Source organism: Leisingera sp. ANG1 (assembly GCF_000203975.2).
In the GTDB taxonomy this organism is placed as follows: Bacteria; Pseudomonadota; Alphaproteobacteria; order Rhodobacterales; family Rhodobacteraceae; genus Leisingera.
On the sequence record NZ_AFCF02000001.1, the window covers coordinates 367,861 to 387,703 of the forward strand.

23 protein-coding genes and 1 tRNA gene are annotated in these 19,843 nt (G+C 60.3%); 15 read left to right on the top strand and 9 right to left on the bottom strand.

Features of this window, described 5'->3' with window-relative positions; all coding sequences use genetic code 11:
* Positions 1-28: 28 nt before the first annotated feature.
* From GC1_RS01780 to GC1_RS01790, 3 genes are read right to left on the bottom strand one after another with little or no spacing between them, the layout of a single operon-like run.
* Complete coding sequence (locus tag GC1_RS01780; RefSeq protein WP_019296277.1) at positions 29-1,198, bottom strand: HD domain-containing protein; 1,170 nt, start codon at positions 1,196-1,198, stop codon at positions 29-31.
* Positions 1,195-1,440 (bottom strand): hypothetical protein, encoded by a 246-nt coding sequence (locus GC1_RS01785; protein ID WP_019296278.1) that lies wholly within the window; start codon positions 1,438-1,440, stop codon positions 1,195-1,197. Before GC1_RS01785 ends, GC1_RS01780 begins: the two co-directional genes overlap by 4 nt.
* Positions 1,440-2,093 carry an alpha/beta hydrolase gene (locus tag GC1_RS01790; RefSeq protein ID WP_019296279.1) on the bottom strand — a complete coding sequence of 218 codons (654 nt, stop codon included), beginning with the start codon at positions 2,091-2,093 and terminating at the stop codon, positions 1,440-1,442. The genes GC1_RS01785 and GC1_RS01790 overlap by 1 nt, the downstream gene beginning before the upstream one ends.
* Positions 2,094-2,279: 186 nt before the next feature.
* Between GC1_RS01790 and GC1_RS01795 the strand changes: the two genes are divergently transcribed.
* From GC1_RS01795 to GC1_RS01840, 10 genes are all read left to right on the top strand, one after another.
* Positions 2,280-2,738, top strand: a complete 459-nt coding sequence (locus GC1_RS01795; protein WP_019296280.1) for an Rrf2 family transcriptional regulator — start codon at positions 2,280-2,282, stop codon at positions 2,736-2,738.
* 129 nt (positions 2,739-2,867) lie between these two features.
* On the top strand, positions 2,868-3,911 hold the full coding sequence (locus GC1_RS01800) for a cysteine desulfurase family protein (protein WP_019296281.1): 1,044 nt from the start codon (positions 2,868-2,870) through the stop codon (positions 3,909-3,911).
* Between the two features lie 14 nt (positions 3,912-3,925).
* On the top strand, positions 3,926-5,449 hold the full coding sequence (sufB, locus tag GC1_RS01805) for a Fe-S cluster assembly protein SufB (RefSeq protein WP_019296282.1): 1,524 nt from the start codon (positions 3,926-3,928) through the stop codon (positions 5,447-5,449).
* Positions 5,450-5,452: 3 nt separating this feature from the next.
* A complete protein-coding gene (locus tag GC1_RS01810; RefSeq protein ID WP_019296283.1) occupies positions 5,453-5,785 on the top strand; it encodes a hypothetical protein in 333 nt (110 codons plus the stop codon).
* Entirely contained in the window at positions 5,782-6,096 is a 315-nt protein-coding gene (locus GC1_RS01815; protein ID WP_008560327.1) for a heavy metal-binding domain-containing protein, read from the top strand. The genes GC1_RS01810 and GC1_RS01815 overlap by 4 nt, the downstream gene beginning before the upstream one ends.
* 74 nt (positions 6,097-6,170) lie before the next feature.
* Positions 6,171-6,926: a Fe-S cluster assembly ATPase SufC gene (gene sufC / locus GC1_RS01820; protein WP_019296284.1), complete on the top strand. Its 756-nt coding sequence runs from the start codon at positions 6,171-6,173 to the stop codon at positions 6,924-6,926.
* Positions 6,927-8,207: a SufB/SufD family protein gene (locus GC1_RS01825; RefSeq protein ID WP_019296285.1), complete on the top strand. Its 1,281-nt coding sequence runs from the start codon at positions 6,927-6,929 to the stop codon at positions 8,205-8,207.
* Entirely contained in the window at positions 8,207-8,692 is a 486-nt protein-coding gene (locus GC1_RS01830; RefSeq protein ID WP_019296286.1) for a YIP1 family protein, read from the top strand. The genes GC1_RS01825 and GC1_RS01830 overlap by 1 nt, the downstream gene beginning before the upstream one ends.
* Positions 8,689-9,273, top strand: coding sequence for a YIP1 family protein (locus GC1_RS01835; RefSeq protein WP_019296287.1), 585 nt, complete (start codon positions 8,689-8,691; stop codon positions 9,271-9,273). The genes GC1_RS01830 and GC1_RS01835 overlap by 4 nt, the downstream gene beginning before the upstream one ends.
* The gene (locus tag GC1_RS01840; protein WP_019296288.1) at positions 9,266-10,486 is read left to right on the top strand and encodes a cysteine desulfurase; all 1,221 of its coding nucleotides are present in this window, start codon (positions 9,266-9,268) and stop codon (positions 10,484-10,486) included. The genes GC1_RS01835 and GC1_RS01840 overlap by 8 nt, the downstream gene beginning before the upstream one ends.
* A gap of 68 nt (positions 10,487-10,554) precedes the next feature.
* Here the strand turns inward: GC1_RS01840 and GC1_RS01845 are convergent, their stop codons facing one another.
* From GC1_RS01845 to tmpA, 3 genes are read right to left on the bottom strand one after another with little or no spacing between them, the layout of a single operon-like run.
* Positions 10,555-11,220, bottom strand: a complete 666-nt coding sequence (locus GC1_RS01845; protein WP_019296289.1) for an ureidoglycolate lyase — start codon at positions 11,218-11,220, stop codon at positions 10,555-10,557.
* Positions 11,217-11,822 (bottom strand): (R)-1-hydroxy-2-trimethylaminoethylphosphonate oxygenase, encoded by a 606-nt coding sequence (gene tmpB, locus GC1_RS01850; RefSeq protein WP_019296290.1) that lies wholly within the window; start codon positions 11,820-11,822, stop codon positions 11,217-11,219. The genes GC1_RS01845 and tmpB overlap by 4 nt, the downstream gene beginning before the upstream one ends.
* Positions 11,823-11,825: 3 nt before the next feature.
* On the bottom strand, positions 11,826-12,959 hold the full coding sequence (gene tmpA / locus GC1_RS01855; protein ID WP_019296291.1) for a 2-trimethylaminoethylphosphonate dioxygenase: 1,134 nt from the start codon (positions 12,957-12,959) through the stop codon (positions 11,826-11,828).
* Between the two features lie 99 nt (positions 12,960-13,058).
* Here tmpA and GC1_RS01860 point away from each other — a divergent pair, with 99 nt between their 5' ends.
* Positions 13,059-13,937, top strand: a complete 879-nt coding sequence (locus tag GC1_RS01860; protein ID WP_019296292.1) for a LysR family transcriptional regulator — start codon at positions 13,059-13,061, stop codon at positions 13,935-13,937.
* A 14-nt stretch (positions 13,938-13,951) separates the two neighbouring features.
* Here the strand turns inward: GC1_RS01860 and GC1_RS01865 are convergent, their stop codons facing one another.
* From GC1_RS01865 to GC1_RS01875, 3 genes are all read right to left on the bottom strand, one after another.
* A complete protein-coding gene (locus GC1_RS01865; protein ID WP_082020140.1) occupies positions 13,952-14,284 on the bottom strand; it encodes a PilZ domain-containing protein in 333 nt (110 codons plus the stop codon).
* Positions 14,285-14,386: 102 nt separating this feature from the next.
* Positions 14,387-14,463: transfer RNA gene (locus GC1_RS01870), tRNA-Arg, on the bottom strand.
* Between the two features lie 166 nt (positions 14,464-14,629).
* Positions 14,630-15,199: a YcbK family protein gene (locus GC1_RS01875; protein ID WP_029204823.1), complete on the bottom strand. Its 570-nt coding sequence runs from the start codon at positions 15,197-15,199 to the stop codon at positions 14,630-14,632.
* A gap of 348 nt (positions 15,200-15,547) precedes the next feature.
* Between GC1_RS01875 and GC1_RS01880 the strand changes: the two genes are divergently transcribed.
* The 4 genes from GC1_RS01880 to GC1_RS01895 are packed head-to-tail and all read left to right on the top strand — an operon-like array spanning position 15,548 to position 19,810.
* Positions 15,548-17,176 carry a L,D-transpeptidase family protein gene (locus GC1_RS01880; protein ID WP_019296295.1) on the top strand — a complete coding sequence of 543 codons (1,629 nt, stop codon included), beginning with the start codon at positions 15,548-15,550 and terminating at the stop codon, positions 17,174-17,176.
* A gap of 39 nt (positions 17,177-17,215) precedes the next feature.
* Complete coding sequence (gene lpxD / locus GC1_RS01885) at positions 17,216-18,289, top strand: UDP-3-O-(3-hydroxymyristoyl)glucosamine N-acyltransferase (RefSeq protein WP_019296296.1); 1,074 nt, start codon at positions 17,216-17,218, stop codon at positions 18,287-18,289.
* Positions 18,290-18,337: 48 nt separating this feature from the next.
* Positions 18,338-18,595: an acyl carrier protein gene (locus tag GC1_RS01890; RefSeq protein ID WP_019296297.1), complete on the top strand. Its 258-nt coding sequence runs from the start codon at positions 18,338-18,340 to the stop codon at positions 18,593-18,595.
* Positions 18,596-18,601: 6 nt separating this feature from the next.
* Positions 18,602-19,810 carry a beta-ketoacyl-[acyl-carrier-protein] synthase family protein gene (locus GC1_RS01895; protein ID WP_019296298.1) on the top strand — a complete coding sequence of 403 codons (1,209 nt, stop codon included), beginning with the start codon at positions 18,602-18,604 and terminating at the stop codon, positions 19,808-19,810.
* Positions 19,811-19,843 lie beyond the last annotated feature (33 nt).

The window sequence follows — 19,843 nt, forward strand, 5'->3', positions numbered from 1 at the left end:
CAGCCCCGCGGCGGGGCTGCTCAAATGTCTACAAGCGGCCTGCTTCGCGGAACCAGGGCTCGATCTGCGCCCGCACATAGGTCCAGACATCCGGCGCGCCACGGCTGACCTTGCCGCCGACCCGGGCATCGAGCTGCGGCAGGCTGACGTCATAATCGACCCAGCTTCCGCCGCCGTTCAGCAGGTTCAACAGCACCGGCTGCACTCGGTCGATTGATTTCGCAAATACGGCATCGGGGCTGTTCGCGGCCTCGAACTCTTCCCAGATTGCCCGCATGGGCTTGCCTTGCTCCGCGGGCAGCATTCCAAATAGCCGGTTTGCAGCTGCTTCTTCCTTGGCAGCCAGCGCTGCAAGGGCGGAAGGATCAATCACCCCGTGGATCGGCGCATCGCCGGCGTCGATCTCCACCAGATCGTGCAGCAGCAGCATCTGCAGGACACGATCCACATCAATTGACTCAGTGCTGTGCTCCGCCAGCGCCCAAGCATACAGCATGATGTGCCAGCTGTGCTCTGCCGAATTTTCATGCCGTGAGCCGTCCCCGAGTTTGGAGGCACGGGTCACCAGTTTCAGCTTGTCCGCCTCATTCAGGAAGGGCAGGCGGGCGGTCAGGCGGCTGCAATTGTGCCCTGTGTCTTCCCCCAGCAGCGACAGCGCGTGGTGGAATGCCTCTGGCAGTTGTTGCTCCAGAGCTGCCGCCCTGCCGCCAAACAGGTTCTGCCGGACCACATCTACATGCCAGTCCAGCGGTGCGGCACCATAGAGCGTCTGAAAGATCGGCTGGCAGTGATCCACCCGCTTGGCAAATTGTGCGTCGGGGCTCTCGGCGGCTTCGAACTCGTGCCACAGGGACAAGAATTCAGTGCCTTGGTCGGCTGGCAACAGTCCAAACAGCCGCTGCGCAGCAGCCTGTTCAGCCATTGCAACGGCTTCCCAGTCGACTTCATCGGTAATCGGGTGGTCGCCTGCGTCGATCTCAACCAGATCGTGCAGAAGCAGCATGCGGATGGCGCGGAATACATCCACTTCAGGCGCTGTAAAGGGAGAAAGGACCAGAGCATAAAGCGCCAAGTGCCAGCTGTGCTCGGCGGAGTTTTCGCAGCGGCTGCAATCGATGATCAGGTTCTGGCGCTCAATCCGGCGAAGCTTGTCAGCTTCCAGCAGAAAGGCAAACTGAGCCTCCAGGCGGGCACTCACGCCTCACCTTTGGCGCTGACCTGTGCCTGCAGCTCGGCGACTTTCTTGTTGAGAAAGTCGCGCGCTTTGCGTTCTGCCAGGCGTACCCGGATTTCGGTTAGAAACGCTTCTTCGAGCGATTGGGAGGCGGCGCCGAGAACCTGGCCCACCTCCACATAAAACCGCTCTTCACCACTGGCGTCCTGCACCTTGAGGGTATCGACCGCCAGTTTCTGGGCCAGCGTTTCGATGGTGCCGCTCATCAGCGGGTGTTCTCCGTCAGGCGGCGTTTCACGTAATCGGAAACAGTGCCGATCATCGTGTCCATATGCGGCTCCTGGAAGAAGTGATCCGCACCCTCCACCTCGGTGTGGGTGATGGTGATGCCCTTCTGCTCATGCAGCTTGCCGACCAGGCTGGCAGTGTCCGCGGGCGGGGCCACACGGTCAGCGGTGCCATTGATGATCAGGCCCGAGGACGGGCAGGGCGCCAGGAAGGAGAAGTCATACATATTGGCCGGCGGCGCAACAGAGATGAAGCCGGTGATCTCCGGGCGGCGCATCAAGAGCTGCATGCCGATCCAGGCGCCGAAGGAGAATCCCGCAACCCAGCAATGCTTGGAGTTGGAGTTCATCGACTGCAGGTAATCCAGCGCCGAGGCGGCATCGGACAGCTCACCGACGCCCTGGTCGTATTCGCCCTGGCTGCGGCCGACGCCGCGGAAATTGAACCGCAGAACCGTGAAGCCCATGTTGTAGAACGCATAGTGGAGGTTGTAGACCACCTTGTTGTTCATGGTGCCGCCAAACTGCGGATGCGGGTGCAGCACGATGGCGATCGGGGCGTCTTTTTCTTTTTGCGGGTGGTAGCGGCCTTCGAGGCGGCCTTCGGGTCCAGGAAAGATGACCTCGGGCATGGGCGGTTAAAATCCTACTCTCGTTGTCGGGTCTGCCGGCAGAATACTTGACGGGTTCGGTCAGGCATCTTAGAACAGTTCTAATCACGGGCGCTGGCCTCGCCATACACCGTCAGGCTGAGATACGCACAGTCGGAGGGAAGGTCAATGTTTTCGCACTCGCGCCCTGGTTTCGAGGGGTAAATTATGAAGCTTTCCACCAAAGGGCGCTATGCGATGGTTGCGCTGGCGGATATCGCGCTGCAGCCGCAGGGCGATCTGGTGCCGCTGGGCGACATTTCCAAGCGTCAGGACATTTCGCTGCCCTATCTGGAGCAGCTGTTTGTGAAACTGCGCCGCGCCGGCCTGGTCGAGTCGGTCCGTGGCCCGGGCGGCGGCTACCGTCTGGCGATGCCTCCATCCGAGGTGCGGGTGGTGGATGTGCTGTCGGCTGTGGATGAAACCGTAGACGCCATGCACAAGGGGGCAGGGGCATCCGGCGCTTTGTCGGGCAGCCGCGCGCAATCGCTGACCAACCGCCTGTGGGAGGGCTTGAGCGCGCACGTCTATGTGTTCCTGCACCAGACCCGTCTGTCGGATGTGATCAAGAACGATCTGGCTCCTTGCCCGGCTGTGCCCAGCCTGTTTGCGGTGGTGGATGACTGACGTGGAGTGCGCCGTATCCGAAGCAATCAGCCCGGATAGTGTGTATTCCGCGGAAAATCTGCGCGGAAGCTTTGCCAATTGCTGCACGGCAGCTTATGACGCGGCAGCTGCCCGCGAAAAGATGACTCTATGAAACGTGTTTACCTCGACCATAATGCCACCGCCCTGCTGCGGCCTGAGGCGAAGGCGGCGATGATTGCGGCGATGGAGGTCTGCGGCAACCCGTCGTCGGTGCATGCCGAAGGCCGGGCCGCCAAGGCGCTGGTGGAGAAGGCGCGGGCGCAGGTGGGTGCAGCCTTTGGTGCGGACGGGGCGGATATCGTGTTCACCTCCGGCTCAACCGAAGGCGCAGCGCTGGCGCTGGCCGGCCGCGGGTTGCATGGCGCGCCGGTGGAGCATGATGCCGTGCGCGCCTGGTCCGTCGAGGACTTGCTGGTCACTGGTGACGGTGCGGTTCAGATCAACGATCCGGCGCAATCCACACTTCAGCTGGCCAACTCCGAAACCGGCATTGTGCAGACACTGCCAGAGGGATTGGCCGTCACCGATGCCACCCAGGCCTTTGGCAAACTGCCGGTGGCGTTCAACTGGCTGGGCGCGCAAATGGCGCTGATTTCAGCGCATAAGCTGGGTGGCCCCAAGGGCATCGGCGCCGTGGTGATGAAACGCGGCACAGATCTGCCGGCCCAGATCAAGGGCGGCGGCCAGGAAATGGGGCGCCGCTCCGGCACCGAAAATATCATTGGAATCGCGGGCTTCGGCGCCGCAGCTGAAGCAGCTGCAAAAGATTTGGCAAATGGTGTCTGGGACAGGGTTGCAGAACTTAGAAATATTCTAGAAAAGGCGCTTGTGTCTGGCGTAAGCCATACTATTTTTGTCGGGAAGGATCAGAAGCGGCTGCCGAACACCCTGTGTTTCACAACGCCGGGCTGGAAGGGCGAAACCCAGGTCATGCAGATGGACCTTGCAGGTTTTGCCATCAGCGCCGGCAGCGCCTGCTCCAGCGGCAAGGTGCGCGCCAGCGCGGTGCTGACCGCAATGGGATATGACGAGGCCACAGCCCAAGGCGCCGTACGGGTGTCGCTGGGGCCGGAGACAACGGAAGAAGACGTGCTGCGCTTTGCCGAGGCGTGGCTGCAGAAAGAAAAGAAACATCGCGCCCGCGCGGCGTGAGTGAGGAGATGACAATGGCCGCTTTGGACCAGACCCAAGTCAAGGAAGGTGTTGACCAGGAGACCGTGGATGCGGTGCGCGAGGTCGGCGGTGCTTATAAATACGGCTGGGAAACCGATATCGAGATGGAATACGCGCCCAAGGGCGTGAACCCCGATATCGTCAAGCTGATCTCGGAAAAGAATGAAGAGCCTGAGTGGATGACCGAATGGCGCCTGAAGGCTTTCGAACGCTGGGAGCAGATGGACGAGCCGAACTGGGCGATGGTCAGCTACCCGGAAATCGACTTCCAAGACCAGTACTACTATGCCCGTCCCAAGTCGATGGAAACCAAGCCCAAGTCGCTGGATGAGGTCGACCCCAAGCTGCTGGCGACCTACGAAAAGCTCGGTATCCCGCTGAAAGAACAGATGATTCTGGCCGGCGTCGAAGGCGCGGGCGAGACCCCGGAAGAAGGCCGCAAGGTTGCCGTGGACGCGGTGTTCGACTCCGTTTCCGTCGGCACCACCTTCCAGAAGGAGCTTAAAGAGGCGGGCGTCATCTTCTGTTCGATCTCCGAAGCCATCCGCGAGCATCCCGAGCTGGTGAAGAAATACCTCGGCTCCGTTGTTCCGGTCTCCGACAACTTCTATGCGACGCTGAACTCTGCCGTGTTCTCTGACGGTTCCTTTGTCTACGTGCCGCCGGGCGTGCGCTGCCCGATGGAACTGTCGACCTATTTCCGCATCAACGCGGAAAATACGGGCCAGTTCGAGCGCACCCTGATCATTGCTGACAAGGGCTCTTATGTCTCCTACCTCGAAGGCTGCACCGCGCCGCAACGCGACACCGCGCAGCTGCATGCCGCTGTGGTGGAGATCATCATCGAGGAAGACGCCGAGGTGAAATACTCCACCGTCCAGAACTGGTATCCGGGCGACGAGAACGGCAAAGGCGGCATCTACAACTTTGTGACCAAACGCGCCGACTGCCGCGGCGACCGCGCCAAGGTGATGTGGACCCAGGTAGAGACCGGCTCTGCCGTGACCTGGAAATACCCCTCCTGCATCCTGCGCGGCGAGGAAAGCCAGGGCGAGTTCTACTCGATCGCGATTGCCAACAACATGCAACAGGCCGATACCGGCACCAAGATGGTGCATCTGGGCAAGAACACCAAGTCGCGCATCGTCTCCAAGGGCATCAGCGCAGGCAAGGCGCAGAACACCTACCGCGGTCTGGTGTCGATGCACCCGAAGGCCAAGAATTCGCGCAACTACACCCAATGCGACAGCTTGCTGATCGGTGACAAATGCGGGGCGCACACGGTGCCTTACATCGAGGTCAAGAACAACTCCTCCCGCGTGGAGCATGAGGCGACGACATCGAAGGTGGACGACGATCAGCTGTTCTACTGCCGCCAGCGCGGCATGGACGAGGAAGAGGCGGTGGCCCTGGTGGTCAACGGCTTCTGCAAGGACGTGCTGCAGGCGCTGCCGATGGAGTTTGCCATGGAAGCCCAGCAGCTGGTTGCGATCTCGCTGGAAGGGTCTGTGGGTTAAGTTATGGTCGGCAATGAGATGGATGCACACTCAACGCTGAACGATCTGCGGTACCCGCGAACCGATTGGGGACTGCGGAGCGGAGCGGTTGTTGCGGTCATTCTGTGCACCATCTCTGTTGCAGTACAGCTTAGCAGAACCAGTCCTTTGATGTCCTCAACTGCTGGCTTTGTTATCTCCATCATCGTGAGTTGTTCAATTGGTGCGGCTTTTGGTTTTGCGATCCAAAGATGGGTTGCCAAGAAGGCTGAAAGGGAGGCCGACGAGTTCAGGGATTTGCGAAAGCTTGAAACTGAAAGGCAGCTCGACGAATTCAGAAAGGCAAACAAGAAATGATCGTCACAACCACACCAAACGTCGAAGGCTACCAGATTGCCGAATACAAGGGCATCGTGGTGGGTGAGGCGATCATGGGCGCCAATGTGGTGCGCGATGTCTTTGCCTCGATCACCGACATCGTCGGCGGCCGCTCCGGCGCCTATGAAAGCAAACTGCAGGATGCGCGCGAAACCGCGCTGGCAGAGCTGGAAGACCGCGCCCGGGCCAAGGGCGCCAACGCCGTGGTGGGCGTCGATCTGGATTACGAAGTGGTCGGGCAGTCCATGCTGATGGTCTCGGCCAGCGGCACCGCAGTGGTGCTGGGATAAGAATGAAACGGCCCCGATGGGCCATGGGAATATCGCGGGCCGCAGGCCTGCAAGACATGTGAGACGAGGAAAAAATGCTCGAAATCAAGAACCTGCACGTCAAACTGGAAGACGAGGAAAAGCAGATCCTGAAAGGTGTCGATCTGAAGGTCGAAGCCGGCAAGGTGCATGCGATCATGGGGCCGAACGGTTCGGGCAAATCCACTCTGTCCTATGTGCTGTCGGGCCGTGACGGCTATGAAGTGACTGAAGGCTCGGCTGAGCTGGAAGGCGAAGACATTCTGGAGATGGAGCCGGAAGAGCGCGCTGCGGCGGGCATGTTCCTGGCGTTCCAGTACCCGGTGGAAATCCCCGGCGTCGGCAACATGACCTTCCTGCGCACCGCGGTGAACGCACAGCACAAGGCGCGCGGCGAGGAAGAGCTGTCGGCCTCCGACTTCCTGAAGGAAGTGCGCGCCAAGGCGAAGACCCTCAAGATCGACGCCGAAATGCTGAAGCGCCCGGTCAACGTCGGCTTCTCCGGCGGTGAGAAGAAGCGCAACGAGATCCTGCAAATGGCGATGCTGGAGCCGAAGCTGTGCATCCTGGACGAGACTGACTCCGGCCTCGACGTGGACGCGATGAAGCTGGTGGCCGAAGGCGTCAACGCCCTGCGTGACGAGGGCCGCGGTTTTCTGGTGATCACCCACTACCAGCGCCTGCTGGACCACATCAAACCCGACGTGGTGCACATCCTGGCGGGTGGCCGCATCGTCAAGACCGGCGGCCCCGAGCTGGCGCTGGAAGTCGAGAACAACGGTTACGCCGGCATCCTGGCAGAGGAGGCGTAAATGGCCCTGCCCGAAGTCAAGCAAAGCGCAACCGAGGCGCGGCTGTCGGCGCTGACCCTGCCCGAAAGCGGCTGCCTCAAGGCGGCCCGCCAGGCAGCGCTGTCGCGGGTCCAGACCATGGGCCTGCCGTCGCGCCGCGATGAATACTGGAAGTACACCAAGCCGGACACGCTGGTGCAGGCGGATGCGCCCAAGGCAGCCGTGTTCCACGCAGACGAAGTGCCGATGTTCAATGCGTTTGAGCGCCTGAACATTGTCTTTGTGGATGGCGTTTTTGACGCGGAAGCCTCTGACGACCTGGAACTGGAAGGCCTGACCATCGACCGGATCGAGGATATCTGCTGCAAGGATATCCATTGGGCCAAAGATCTGTACGGCGTTCTTGAGGCGCGCGGCCAGACCCCGGTGGAACGTCCGCTGGCGGCTTTGAACACCGCCTTTGCCAGTGATGGCGTGGCGATCCGGGTGACCGGCAAGGTCTCCAAGCCCTTGAACTTCACCTATGTGCATTCGGACGAAAACTCTGACGCGATCCTGCACCATGTGATCCGCGTGGAAAGCGGTGCCGAGGTGACTGTTCTGGAGAACGGCCCGGCTGCGTCGCGCTTCAACAAATGCATGGAGATCGACATTGCCGATGGCGGCACGATGCATCTGGTGCGCGCCCAGGGCCGCGACCACGAGCGCCGTGCGGCGACCCATCTGTTTGCGCGTCTCGGCACCGAGTCGGTTTTCAAGTCCTTCACCCTGACCGTGAACGGTGTGCTGACCCGCAACGAGGCGGTGATTGAGCTGACCGGCGACGACGCTGTGGCCCATATCGCAGGCGCCTGCGTGGGCGACGGCGACTTCCACCACGACGACACCGTCTTTATCACCCATGACGCGGTGAACTGCGAAAGCCGCCAGGTGTTCAAAAAGGTGCTGCGCAACGGTGCCACAGGCGTTTTCCAGGGCAAGATCCTAGTGAAGGAAGGCGCGCAAAAGACCGACGGGTATCAGATTTCCCAGTCTCTGCTGCTGGACGACGACAGCCAGTTCCTGGCAAAGCCCGAGCTGGAGATCTATGCTGACGACGTGGCCTGCTCGCACGGCTCCACCTCTGGTGCGATCGACGAGGAAGGCCTGTTCTACCTGCGCTCCCGTGGTGTCCCGCATGCGGAGGCAACCGACCTGATGACACTGGCCTTCCTGGCTGAAGCGGTGGATGAGATCGAGGACGCGGAGATCGCCGCCGATATCGTCTCCCGCCTCGAAGGCTGGCTGGCCCGGCGCCGCTGATGTCCGTCACAACGGATATCCCGGCAACCTACAAGGGGCCGCGCAAGGTGTTTGCGCGGCTTCTGAGCATGGGCGCCCGCGAGGACCGGTTGCTGGTGTTTCTGCTCGCGGGCTGCGTGCTGACCTTTGTCGCGCAGATGCCGAAACTGGCGCGCGAGGCGCATCTGACCGGCCAGGAGCTGAACATGCTGCTGGGCGGATCGCTGCTGGCGCTGGTCTTTATCGCGCCGCTGCTGCTGTATGTTCTGGCGCTGGTAGCCCATTGGATCGCCCGCGCCATGGGCGGGCAGGGAGACGCCTACCGTGCGCGGCTGGCCCTGTTCTGGGCCTTTCTGGCAGCCAGCCCGCTGATGCTGTTGAACGGGCTGGTGGCCGGATTCATCGGCCCCGGTCCGGCCCTGACCCTGGTGGGCATCCTGTGGTGCGCCGTGTTTTTCTGGTTCTGGGTGTCAGGCATGATCCAGGGCTATTGGGCCAAACCATGAATGCGCTGGCCTCCTTTGCCCTCTTGACGCTCAAGTCACCGCGCGATGCTGCGCATCAGATTCTGGTGCGGGATTGGCCGCGGGAGGCACTGTGGACCGCCTTCCTGCTGTCGGTGGTGCTGAACACCTGCGTCTACACGGTTCAGAAAATCCTGTTCCCGCTGCCGCCAGAGGTTCTGCTGCCGCGTTTCTCGCCAGGCGTTTACTTCGCCATGGTGCTGATCCTGCAGCTCTGCTTTATCGCCATGCTGTCCTCAACCGGCCGCTGGCTGGGCGGGCAGGGCAATCTACCCGCGCTGCTGGCGCTGATCACTTGGCTGCAGCTGCTGCAGGCGGGGCTGAACGGTGCCATCGTGGTTGTGTTTCTGGTGATGCCTTCCCTGGCCGCACTGCTGAATATTGCGGCCAATATCGTTGTGTTCTTCATCCTCCTGCATTTCGTAAACGCGGCGCACCGTTTTGGTTCCGTTTGGCGCTCGCTGGGGGTGGTTTTGATGGCCAGCATGATCCTGGTCTTTGCTCTTCTCTTTATCGTGGGTCTGATCGGCCCAGCCAATCTGGGACTTCCCGAAAATGTATGACCTGGAAAAAATCCGTGCCGACTTTCCGATCCTGTCGCGGGAGGTGAACGGCAAACCGCTGACTTATCTCGACAACGGTGCCTCGGCCCAGAAGCCTCAGGCGGTGATCGACGCTGTAACCAAAGCCTATGCAGAGGAATATTCCAACGTTCACCGCGGCTTGCACTTTCTTTCCAACCTCGCAACTGAGAAATACGAAGCTGTCCGCGGTATCATAGCGCGGTTCCTGAATGCCGGCGACGAGAACACCATTGTACTGAACTCCGGTACCACCGAGGGCATCAATCTGGTTGCCTACGGCTGGGCGATGCCACGATTTGAAGCAGGCGACGAGATCGTCCTGTCGGTGATGGAACACCACGCGAATATCGTGCCCTGGCACTTCCTGCGCGAACGTCAGGGCGTGGTGCTGAAATGGGTGGACACCGCTGCGGATGGCAGTCTCGACCCGCAGAAGGTCGTTGATGCGATTGGCCCCAAGACCAAGCTGGTGGCCGTCACCCAGTGCTCCAACGTGCTGGGCACCGTTGTGGATGTAAAGGCGATCACCCAGGGCGCCCATGCCAAGGGGGTGCCGGTTCTTGTCGATGGCTCGCAGGGCGCTGTGCATATGCCGGTCGATGTGCAGGATATCGGCTGCGATTTCTACGCGATTACCGGGCACAAGCTCTATGGCCCCTCCGGGTCTGGTGCGATCTATATCAAGCCGGAGCGCATGGCGGAGATGCGCCCCTTCATCGGCGGCGGCGATATGATCAAGGAAGTCTCTAAAGAAGGGATCATCTACAACGATCCGCCGATGAAGTTCGAGGCCGGCACGCCGGGCATCGTGCAGACCATCGGCCTGGGTGTGGCGCTGGAGTACATGATGGATCTTGGCATGGAAAATATTGCCAAGCATGAGGGCGGCCTGCGCGACTATGCGATGCAGCGGTTGACCGGCTTGAACTGGATCAATGTGCAGGGGCAAGCATCTGGCAAGGCTGCAATTTTCAGCTTCACAATGGAAGGTGCGGCACACGCCCACGATATCTCCACCATCCTCGACAAGAAGGGTGTCGCGGTGCGCGCCGGCCACCACTGCGCCGGGCCGCTGATGGACCATCTGGGGGTATCCGCCACCTGCCGGGCGTCCTTTGGCCTCTACAACACCAAGGAAGAAGTCGACACCCTGGTCGACGCGCTGGAACTGGCGCATGAGCTTTTTGCTTAAGCTCTTCACCTGATAGTCAAAAAAACGGCGCCCGTGGAAGGCGCCGTTTTTTCTTTTTCTTTCAGGCTTTAGCTCTGGATCTTGTCTTCGCGCAGCGGGCAGGACAGGTAAACGCCGAACTCCTGGCCCACATCGCAGCTGACCCTGGCGTGCACCTTGCCCTGCCGGTCGAGGAACCGTTGGCTGTCTTGCACCGGAAAGATCCCCTCGTGCCAGATATTGGGGTGGATATAGAGCCCCTTGGACCCGTCACACCAGAACGCCACGACCTTTTCAGGCTTCAGATCATCTCCCGGTAAGGCCGCGGGAATGATGAAGGGTTTGTTGTCCAGCGGATAAAACAACTGGCCGCCGTCGGGGTGATAGTTCATGTGCCATAGCAGAACCTGATCCCGCGGAGCACTCTGCGCCTCCACCTGTGCCTTCTGCGGGTCGGTGGACCAGCCCAGAACATAGTTGCCGTTGACCGCTTCGTTCTCGCCATAGAGCACATCGCCGCGCCAGTCGCCGCGGAAAGTGCCCTCGACCCAGCCGGCCTCGTCGCCCGTGCCTTCGTCAATCGGCCGCCAGCCTTGCGCGGGCCACTGCACGATTTCGATCTCAAAACTTTCCGGATCGTCCACCAGGCAGCCATACCCCTCGACGCTTTCCTCGGTGGCCCGGATCAGCGGAACCTCATGCCAGGGCAGCGAAGGTTTGGTGCTGGCCTCGAAGATATACTCGGGCGCGCTCATTTTGCGGAACCTCCCGTTCCCATGTGCTTGTCCACCATCCGCTGGACCATCGGCGCAAAGTGCCAGTAATCCGGAGTGTCCATGTCGTCCCGCTTTCCGGCCTCGTCCAGATAGCGCACCGCGATGATCTGCTTCAGGTTCGGGTTCTTCTCGAACTCGGCAACTTCCTCTGCATTCATCGGTCCGCCCTGCAGGTTCAGGGAATGGATCGAAGCCTCTGACAAACGGTTGAAATATTCCGGCTTGGTGGCGCAGAGATAGCGCTTGGCAGCCACGTGATAACGGACGCAGTCGGTGATCACAGAGGGGAAGAACTGCTCCAGCACCTCGGCTCCGGCTTCCTCATGGTAACGGTCCTCGGTGTCGTCCATGGAGAATGTTCCGAATTCGCTGGTGAAATGGCCGATATCGTGGAGGAGCGCCCCCACGATGATCTCTTCCGGCTGGCCGTTCTGCTCAGCGATGGTGGCGCCTTGCAGCATGTGTTCGGCCATGGTGACCGGTTCGCCCAGGTATTCCTCATCGCCGCGGCGGTCAAAGATGCCGCCGATGAAGTCGACGATATTGTCCCGGTTCAGCTGGCTGACGTCTGGCTTGCTCATGTCTCAGCTCTCCAGCTGCGCGTTCAGCACGTTCAGGGTCGACAGCAGCCCGTCCTTGTCCGCGTAGCAGCCCTGCAGCCAGCGCGATCCGGAGCCGGAGTAGCCGAGGCGAGCGTGCATCACCCGGGTGTTGTCGACGATGAAGCTTTCGCCCGGCTCCAGCTTGAAGGAGACGCCCATGTCCGGATCGTCGATGAATTCACCCAGGCGCCGGTAGGCGGCGTAGTAGGCCTCCATCTTGTCAAAGGGAATGTCGACAAACGGGGCAGAGGATCGGTTGTTGAAGCGCATCCCGATCATCTCGCCATCAGGTGACAGCTCGATCATCGGTCGGCGGGAGCGCAGATGCACACCGTCGGACCCCTTGTATTCAAACCGGGCCGGGTAGCCTGCCAGCAGGGCAAAGCCTTCGGGGTTTTCCGCCTTCAGCCGTTCGGCGGCGCGGAAACCGTCCACCACAATGCTGTCACCGCCTTCTGCAGAGTTCTCCAGGCAATAGAGGATCTGCAGGCTGGGCACCGGGTCGCGGTAAGGGTTGTCGGTATGTGCTTGCAGGCCCAGCCCGGTGAAGGCCAGATTGGTCGGGTTCACCTCTGTGCGGACTTCGAAGTACTTGCCGTAGTTGGTTTCGCGCACAAAACCGAACATTTCAGCGTTCTCGATGAGGGCGCCTTCTTCGACCGGGCCGTTCACCAGCTTGGCGAAACCCAGACGGGCGATCGCGTTCAGCCAATCGCTTTTGACGCTTGGGTCGGACTGCACTTTGTTCCAATCGAACGTGGGGGCCGGCAGGCCACTGTTCCAGGTCTCGATGCCCGGTGCCATGCGGCCAAATTCACTTGCCTGATCAACATCATAGGCGTGTGCCTTCAACCAGGTGCCCGGGAAGGCCACGGTCTTGCCTTCCGGTGCGAAGGTCACAGTCAGTGCGCCGTCTTCTACCAGTGCGGTGCTGATCTTGGTGTCTGCGGGAATGTCACCAATGGTGATCAGCCGCTGGCCGTTGCCAGGGGCGCGTGTTTCCGGGTCAAGCGCGTTGTCGCGCAGCCAGATCGCATGAAAGCGGCTTTCGAGGCCGTCTTCGAATGTCAGGGTCAGAAAGCTGCCGGATGCGTCAGCAGTTACGGAACGGGGCATGAGAGTGTCTCCGGTTGGCCTGGTTCTTACTTGCCTTGCTACCGCTGGTGAGCCATCAAGAGAACTACGGAAATTGGGGTTTGAGAGTTAGGTTTTCTAATGCCCAAGAAAGTTACCAAACAAGGCTTGCCGCCGCTGGACTGGCTCAAAGTGTTCGAGGCTGCAGGCCGTCATGGCAGTTTCACCGCCGCTGCGGAGGAGTTTGGGGCAACGCAGGCCGCCGTGAGCCAGCGGATCCGCAACCTGGAAGCTTGGCTGGGGCGGCAATTGTTCATCCGTTCAGCACGTGGTGTGACTTTGACGGTGGATGGCGAAAGCTACCTGCCGCTGGTCCATGATTCCCTTCGCGCGCTTGAGCAGGGCACTGAAAACCTGTTTGGCCACAGTGTTCGGGAGCTGCGGATCGCTGCCCAGCCATCGCATCTGGAAATGCTTTTATTGCCTAGGCTTGCGGCATTTTCTGAAAGTCACCCCGAGCTGCGGCTGGTTACCGAAACGGTGCCCAAACGGCTGGATTTCGAGGCGGCGGATGGTGCGCTGCATATCCGCTACGGGCGCGGCAGCTGGCAGGGGCGCGACGGAGTCCTGCTGGCCAATGAGGTTCTTCAACCGATGGCGGCCCCGGACCATACTGCGGACTGGTGCCAATTGCCGGCCATTGAGCTGCGCGGAGAACGGCCGGGCTGGAGCGAGTGGGCGCGGGTGACCGGTGAGCCGGCGCCAGAGGCCGGGCCGGTTTCGGTGGATTCCATGGCCCATGCCCTGAGGGCGGCCCGGCTTGGAATGGGGGTGGTCTTGGGATCCAAGGCTCTGGCGGCCAATTTGCTGCTGACCGGGCAATTGATCAGTCTGCCAGCCGCCGAATTGGCCACGATTGATGGCTATTGGCTGACTTGGCCGCCGGAACTAGGGAAAACAAAGCGGCAAAGTGACGTCCTGAAGGCGCTCACCAAGGCGCTAAGCGCTGATCTGGCGTAAGAGGGGGTTGCTTTTCAGGTCGGGAACTCGCCGATCTTGGCAAAATAAGCATCCAATATTGGCCGTGCACCGCGCTTGCTGAGGAACGCGAAGCCAATTCTCGTGTCCTTCCGCCAGCGGGTTCGAACCTCAAACTCTGCGATGTCTTCGATGGAGACAGATTTCAGCTCTGCCAGGGTAAAATTGTTTTGCCCCTCTGGCAGGCGGACGGCAAACCCACTGTAGCTGATGTTGTAAACAATGGCTTCCCGCACAGATCCGGACAAATTGACAGTGCAGGGCAAATTCAGACGAAGCCGGGGTTCTGTTGGTTTCGCTGTCCGGAAAATGGAGTTGGTCTGTACCATTCTGCCTCTATCGTCGCATTAAGAAGTATAGGCAGAGTAGCTAGCGGCGGACTCTTTAAATAGCTTTAAGAGCTTACAATGCTTTGAATTTTAAGGTGTATATGGCGCACCTGAGAGGATTCGAACCTCTGGCCTCTGCCTTCGGAGGGCAGCGCTCTATCCAGCTGAGCTACAGGTGCGTTGTTATGCCGGGGTATACCCGCGGTTGGTTGCCTCTGCAACGGGAAAAACTGCCTGTTTCCAATTTCCTGAGGCGGTCAGGAAATTGCGGCTGCGGCCGGATGCCCAGAAAAGAAAAAGCCTGCACCATTGGGCAGGCTTGCATTCTTGCAATGGAGGGCAGGGTTAGCCGCGCCAGGAGCGGACAACACCGCAATCCATATGTACAAAATTCGAACGGTGGTATTTACCAACACCGCCGGCGTGGCACGCTTCAGCCGCTTGCGCCATTTGCGAGACCGAGCGGGACGCCAGGCGAAGGTCGGCAGCCTGGCCGCGCATGTGCAGCGAGTTTTTTGCAACCCCGCGCGAGCGGCTGCGCAGCATGGCGTTGGTCTTGGGGCTGCGGTAGCCGGACAGCAGCATGTAGGGCTCATTCACATCCAGAAGATTGTGGGACGCCGCCATGATGTCGATGGTGCGCAGATCCATATTCTTGACTTCATCGGTGCGCCAATCCCGCATGAAGTGGTTGATTTCCTTAACAGCGTCTTTGATGTAGTCGCCGTCGATCCAGTATACCATATCCAGGCGTTCGCCGGTGCGGCCTGAATACATGCGGATGCGCCGGATGTCTCCGCCGCCGCGAAGGAAACCTGCTGCATTGGAGAATGTTGGGGCTGCTGCCACTGCGGTTGCAGCAAATACACCCAAGAGAGAACGCCGGGAAATCCCCGTGCCCGTGGTTTTTGCCATTGTCACTGCGCCGTCCCGTACGCTTTTAGTCCTGCCTAGTCGCCCGATGTTACGGGCTCGCTAACAATTGAAGTTAACGTGCGGCATGTATGGCACACAGAGAATCCTGATCCAACATTTCTTTGCCGCGCTGTAACGGATATCCCGGTTTTCGGCGATTTCTTGCGCATAAGGGGAGGCGCATGGAACTTTTCCCCGCGACTGTTGCAGCCGGGTTTCATAGACGCGGCTTTGCTGCATCAAAGCTGACTTTTCGCAATTGTGAATGGACAACAGCGGCTGGCATTTACCAGAATTTCAGGTAGGCACTGCCAGAATTGACAAAAATCGGCGCAAGGACCGGAAATTATGACGCGTGCTTTTGCAGGAAACTTCTTGCCGGGATTCAAGGCCGGGCTGTTCGCCTTGGCACTGGGCGGACTGGCAGCCGGGGCGGTTTCCGGTTCGGCACAGGCTGAGGTTTCGGCGGCTTTCCGCCAGGCGGTCGCTGAAGCCGCCTATGGCAGCGAGGCTGTTGCGCAGTTCTATCGCGAAAACGGTTACCAGGCGATTTGGACCGGTCAGGATGAGGCCTCGCGCCAGCGCCGCAATGCATTGCTTGCGGCCCTGAACGAGACCCAGGCCCATGGGCTGCCGGACCGTTCAGCCGAAGTTGCTGCACTGATGCAGCAAATGCGCGACGTGCAGACGACCCGCGACATCGGCAATGTCGAGGCGGCGCTGAGCCAGGCACTGGTGGACTACGCCACTGACCTGCAGACCGGCCTGCTGGTTCCGTCGCGGATTGATGACGGCATGGTGCGTAAAAAGCATACGGTCGACGGGGCAAGCTTCCTGGCTGGAATCCGTGATACCCAGCCCTATGCCTATATGCGCAGCCTGGTTCCGGCATCGCCGCAGTACCGCGGTTTGATGCGGGAAAAGCTGCGGCTGGAGCAGATCATGGCAGCTGGCGGCTGGGGTCCGGCCGTGAATGCCAAGAAACTGGAGACGGGTGATCAGGGCCCGGCCGTTATTGCGCTGCGCAACCGGCTGATGCTGATGGGCTACCTGCCGCGCAGCGCCACCCGAACCTATGACGCGGCACTTGAGAAGGCGGTGCAGAGCTTCCAATCCGATCACGGCCTGGAAACTGATGGCGTGGCTGGTCCCGGCACAATTGATGAGATCAACAAGCCGGTGAGCGCGCGTCTGAAGTCCATCATCATCGCGATGGAGCGGGAGCGCTGGCTGACCCCGGATCGCGGTGAGCGGCATATTCTGGTCAACCAGACCGATTTCACCGCCAAGATCGTCGACAACGGCGACGTGACCTTTGAGACCCGTTCGGTTATCGGCAAGAACACCCACGACCGCCGCAGCCCGGAATTCTCGGACGAGATGGAGCATATGGTGATCAATCCGAGCTGGTATGTGCCGCGCTCGATCATCACCAAGGAATATCTGCCCAAGCTGCAGAGCAATCCCAATGCTGTCGGCCATATCCAGATCACTGACCGGCGCGGCCGGGTGGTGAACCGCGGTTCCGCTGATTTTTCGCAGTACACGGCACGCAACTTCCCGTTCTCCATGCGCCAGCCGCCCAGCAGCCGCAATGCGCTGGGGCTGGTCAAGTTCATGTTCCCGAACAAGTACAACATCTACCTGCATGACACCCCGCAGAAGAGCCTGTTTGCCCGCGAAGTGCGCGCCTTCTCGCATGGCTGCATCCGCTTGGCCCAGCCGTTCGAGTTTGCCTACGCGCTGCTGGCTAAGCAGACCGAAAACCCCAAGGAGTTCTTCCACCGCATTTTGAATTCGGGCAGGGAAACCAAGGTTGAACTGGAGCAGAAAGTGCCGGTGCATATCATTTACCGCACCGCTGTTGTGTCCGGTAAAGGCCGCGCAGAATTCCGCCGCGATGTCTACGGCCGCGACGCCAAGGTCTGGGCCGCTCTGGAACGGGCAGGGGTGGTGCTGCCCAGCGTTCAGGGGTAAATGTCAGGCCCATACAGGATTATTCTGAAAGGGCCTGCCATGTTCACAATCCGCCAGATCGCCGAGTCCTTGGGCGCCGAGGCCCAGGGTGAGCTGGATCTGCAAGTTGCAGGTGCTGCTGAACCGCAGGATGCCGGGGCTGATCAGCTCGCCATGGCGATGGCGCCGAAATATGCCGACGGACTGAAGGCAGGCAAGGCACTTGCTGCGATTTTGTGGGAAGGGGCTGACTGGCAATCCTTTGGCCTTAAGGCTGCAATCTTTGCTCCGCGCCCGCGGATGACCATGTCCGGCGTCACCGCAATGCTGGACCGCGGCCAGGGGTTTGCTGAAGGCATCCACCCGTCTGCCGTCATAGATCCTTCCGCAGAACTGGGAGAAGGCGTTTCGGTTGGTCCGCTGACCGTGGTTGCGGCCGGTGCCAGGATCGGTGCCCGCTCGGTGATTGGCCCGCATTGCTATGTCGGCTCTGACGCTGTGATCGGCGAAGACGCTCACCTGCGCGAGATGGTCTCGATCGGGGCCCGGGCCACCATTGGCGACCGGTTCCGCGCTCAGCCTGGTGCACGGGTTGGCGGCGATGGTTTCTCCTATGTAACCCCTGAGGTGTCCGGGGCTGAGAACGTGCGCAAGACCATGGGCGATCAGGGAGAGGCCAAGGCGCAATCCTGGATTCGCATCCACTCTCTGGGCGCTGTTACGATCGGTGACGATGTCGAGATCGGCTCTAACTGCACCATCGACAATGGCACCATCCGTGACACAGTGATCGGCGATGGCACCAAGCTCGATAACCTCGTGCATGTCGGCCACAACACCCGCGTCGGCAACGACTGCCTGCTCTGCGGGCAGACAGGTGTGTCCGGATCAGTCGATATCGGCAACAACGTTGTGCTGGGCGGCCAGTGCGGCGTGGTCGACAATATCTTCATCGGTGACGGGGTGATTGCCGGCGGCGGCACCAAGATCCTGTCCAACGTGCCTGCCGGCCGCGTGATCATGGGCTACCCTGGTGTGAAAATGGAAACCCACACCGAGATGTATAAAGCACAGCGCCGCCTGCCGCGTTTGATGCGTGACATCGAATTGTTAAAAAAGGCTGTTTTCAAGTAACCGCCGAATACCTACATCAGCCTCAGGCAGAAAATCGGGGATCCATACATGAGCACGCAGGACAAGGTCATTGCAATCATTGCAGAACAAGCGGTTCTGGAGCCTTCAGACGTGACCTTGGATAGCACGCTGGAGGATCTTGGCATCGACAGCCTGGGACTGGTCGAAAGCATATTTGCGATCGAGGAAGAGTTCGACATTTCGATTCCTTTTAATGCCAATGAGCCGGAAAAGAGTGATTTTGACATTTCCAATGTCGCGGCAATCGTCGCCGGGATCGACAAGCTGATCCTGGAAAAAGCGTAAAGCTCCATGAAACGCGTTGTCATCACCGGGGCGGGAACCATCAACGCCCTGGGTCATTCGGTGCCCGAAACTCTGGCCGCTATGCGCACGGGCCAGTGCGGGATTGGCGAACTGGATTTCCGCGATGTGGAGCGGCTGGCGATCAAGATCGGCGGCCAAGTCCGCGGCTTTGAGGCTGAGGGCCGCTTCAACCGTCAGCAGATGAGCCTGTATGACCGTTTCACCCAATTCACCCTGACCGCCGCCAAGGAAGCGATTGAGCAGTCGGGCCTGGAATTCCACGGCGAACTGTCGGCCAAGGCTGGCGTCGTCCTGGGCAATTCCGGCGGCGGAATGCAGACGCTGGATGAGAATTACCGCAGCGTCTACGAGGACGGCAAAAACCGGGTGCATCCGTTTGTGGTGCCCAAACTGATGAACAATGCCGCAGCCGGCCATGTGTCGATGCAGTTCAACCTCAAAGGCCCAAGCTTTACCGTCTCCACAGCCTGCGCGTCGTCAAATCACGCGATGGCACAGGCGTTCCAGATGGTACGCTCCGGGATGAGCCCGGTAATGGTCACCGGCGGCTCCGAATCCATGCTGTGCTTTGGCGGGGTCAAGGCCTGGGAAGGGCTGCGGGTTATGTCCAAGGACGCCTGCCGCCCGTTCAGTGCCAACCGCAACGGCATGGTTCAGGGGGAAGGCGCAGGTATCTTCGTGTTCGAAGAGTATGAGCACGCCAAGGCCCGCGGAGCAGAAATTCTCTGCGAAGTGATTGGCTTTGCCATGTCCTCTGATGCAGCGGACATTGTGATGCCCAGCAAGCAGGGCGCGGCGCGGGCCATTGCCGGCGCGCTACAGGATGCGCGCCTAGATGCCTCCGAGGTCGGTTACATCAATGCCCATGGCACTGGCACTGCAGCCAATGACAAGACCGAATGCGCCGCTGTGGCGGATGTGTTCGGCCCGCATGCTGATAGTCTGATGATTTCTTCCACCAAATCCATGCACGGTCACCTGATCGGCGGCACCGGTGCGGTGGAGCTACTGGCATGTATCATGGCGTTGCGCGACGGGGTGATTGCGCCGACCATCGGATATGAGGAACCGGACCCGGAATGCGCGCTGGATGTGGTCCCGAATGAGGCGCGCGAAGCCAGGGTCGATGTTGCCCTGTCAAACGCCTTCGCTTTTGGCGGGTTGAATGCGGTGCTTGCTCTGCGCAGGGTCTGACCGCACTTAAAGAAAAAACGCCGCGGCCCTTGG

Excerpts from the sequence above, each read along its gene's own strand:
- lpxD (WP_019296296.1), top strand. The coding sequence starts at position 17,216 with ATGTTCACAATCCGCCAGATCGCCGAGTCCTTGGGCGCCGAGGCCCAG.
- GC1_RS01880 (WP_019296295.1), top strand. The coding sequence starts at position 15,548 with ATGACGCGTGCTTTTGCAGGAAACTTCTTGCCGGGATTCAAGGCCGGG.
- tmpA (WP_019296291.1), bottom strand. The coding sequence starts at position 12,959 with ATGCCCCGTTCCGTAACTGCTGACGCATCCGGCAGCTTTCTGACCCTG.
- GC1_RS01875 (WP_029204823.1), bottom strand. The coding sequence starts at position 15,199 with ATGGCAAAAACCACGGGCACGGGGATTTCCCGGCGTTCTCTCTTGGGT.
- GC1_RS01825 (WP_019296285.1), top strand. The coding sequence starts at position 6,927 with ATGGCCCTGCCCGAAGTCAAGCAAAGCGCAACCGAGGCGCGGCTGTCG.
- GC1_RS01845 (WP_019296289.1), bottom strand. The coding sequence starts at position 11,220 with ATGAGCGCGCCCGAGTATATCTTCGAGGCCAGCACCAAACCTTCGCTG.
- GC1_RS01890 (WP_019296297.1), top strand. The coding sequence starts at position 18,338 with ATGAGCACGCAGGACAAGGTCATTGCAATCATTGCAGAACAAGCGGTT.
- sufB (WP_019296282.1), top strand. The coding sequence starts at position 3,926 with ATGGCCGCTTTGGACCAGACCCAAGTCAAGGAAGGTGTTGACCAGGAG.
- GC1_RS01835 (WP_019296287.1), top strand. The coding sequence starts at position 8,689 with ATGAATGCGCTGGCCTCCTTTGCCCTCTTGACGCTCAAGTCACCGCGC.
- GC1_RS01830 (WP_019296286.1), top strand. The coding sequence starts at position 8,207 with ATGTCCGTCACAACGGATATCCCGGCAACCTACAAGGGGCCGCGCAAG.
- GC1_RS01840 (WP_019296288.1), top strand. The coding sequence starts at position 9,266 with ATGTATGACCTGGAAAAAATCCGTGCCGACTTTCCGATCCTGTCGCGG.
- GC1_RS01865 (WP_082020140.1), bottom strand. The coding sequence starts at position 14,284 with ATGGTACAGACCAACTCCATTTTCCGGACAGCGAAACCAACAGAACCC.
- GC1_RS01815 (WP_008560327.1), top strand. The coding sequence starts at position 5,782 with ATGATCGTCACAACCACACCAAACGTCGAAGGCTACCAGATTGCCGAA.
- GC1_RS01860 (WP_019296292.1), top strand. The coding sequence starts at position 13,059 with ATGCCCAAGAAAGTTACCAAACAAGGCTTGCCGCCGCTGGACTGGCTC.
- tmpB (WP_019296290.1), bottom strand. The coding sequence starts at position 11,822 with ATGAGCAAGCCAGACGTCAGCCAGCTGAACCGGGACAATATCGTCGAC.
- GC1_RS01790 (WP_019296279.1), bottom strand. The coding sequence starts at position 2,093 with ATGCCCGAGGTCATCTTTCCTGGACCCGAAGGCCGCCTCGAAGGCCGC.
- GC1_RS01800 (WP_019296281.1), top strand. The coding sequence starts at position 2,868 with ATGAAACGTGTTTACCTCGACCATAATGCCACCGCCCTGCTGCGGCCT.
- GC1_RS01785 (WP_019296278.1), bottom strand. The coding sequence starts at position 1,440 with ATGAGCGGCACCATCGAAACGCTGGCCCAGAAACTGGCGGTCGATACC.
- GC1_RS01795 (WP_019296280.1), top strand. The coding sequence starts at position 2,280 with ATGAAGCTTTCCACCAAAGGGCGCTATGCGATGGTTGCGCTGGCGGAT.
- GC1_RS01810 (WP_019296283.1), top strand. The coding sequence starts at position 5,453 with ATGGTCGGCAATGAGATGGATGCACACTCAACGCTGAACGATCTGCGG.
- sufC (WP_019296284.1), top strand. The coding sequence starts at position 6,171 with ATGCTCGAAATCAAGAACCTGCACGTCAAACTGGAAGACGAGGAAAAG.
- GC1_RS01895 (WP_019296298.1), top strand. The coding sequence starts at position 18,602 with ATGAAACGCGTTGTCATCACCGGGGCGGGAACCATCAACGCCCTGGGT.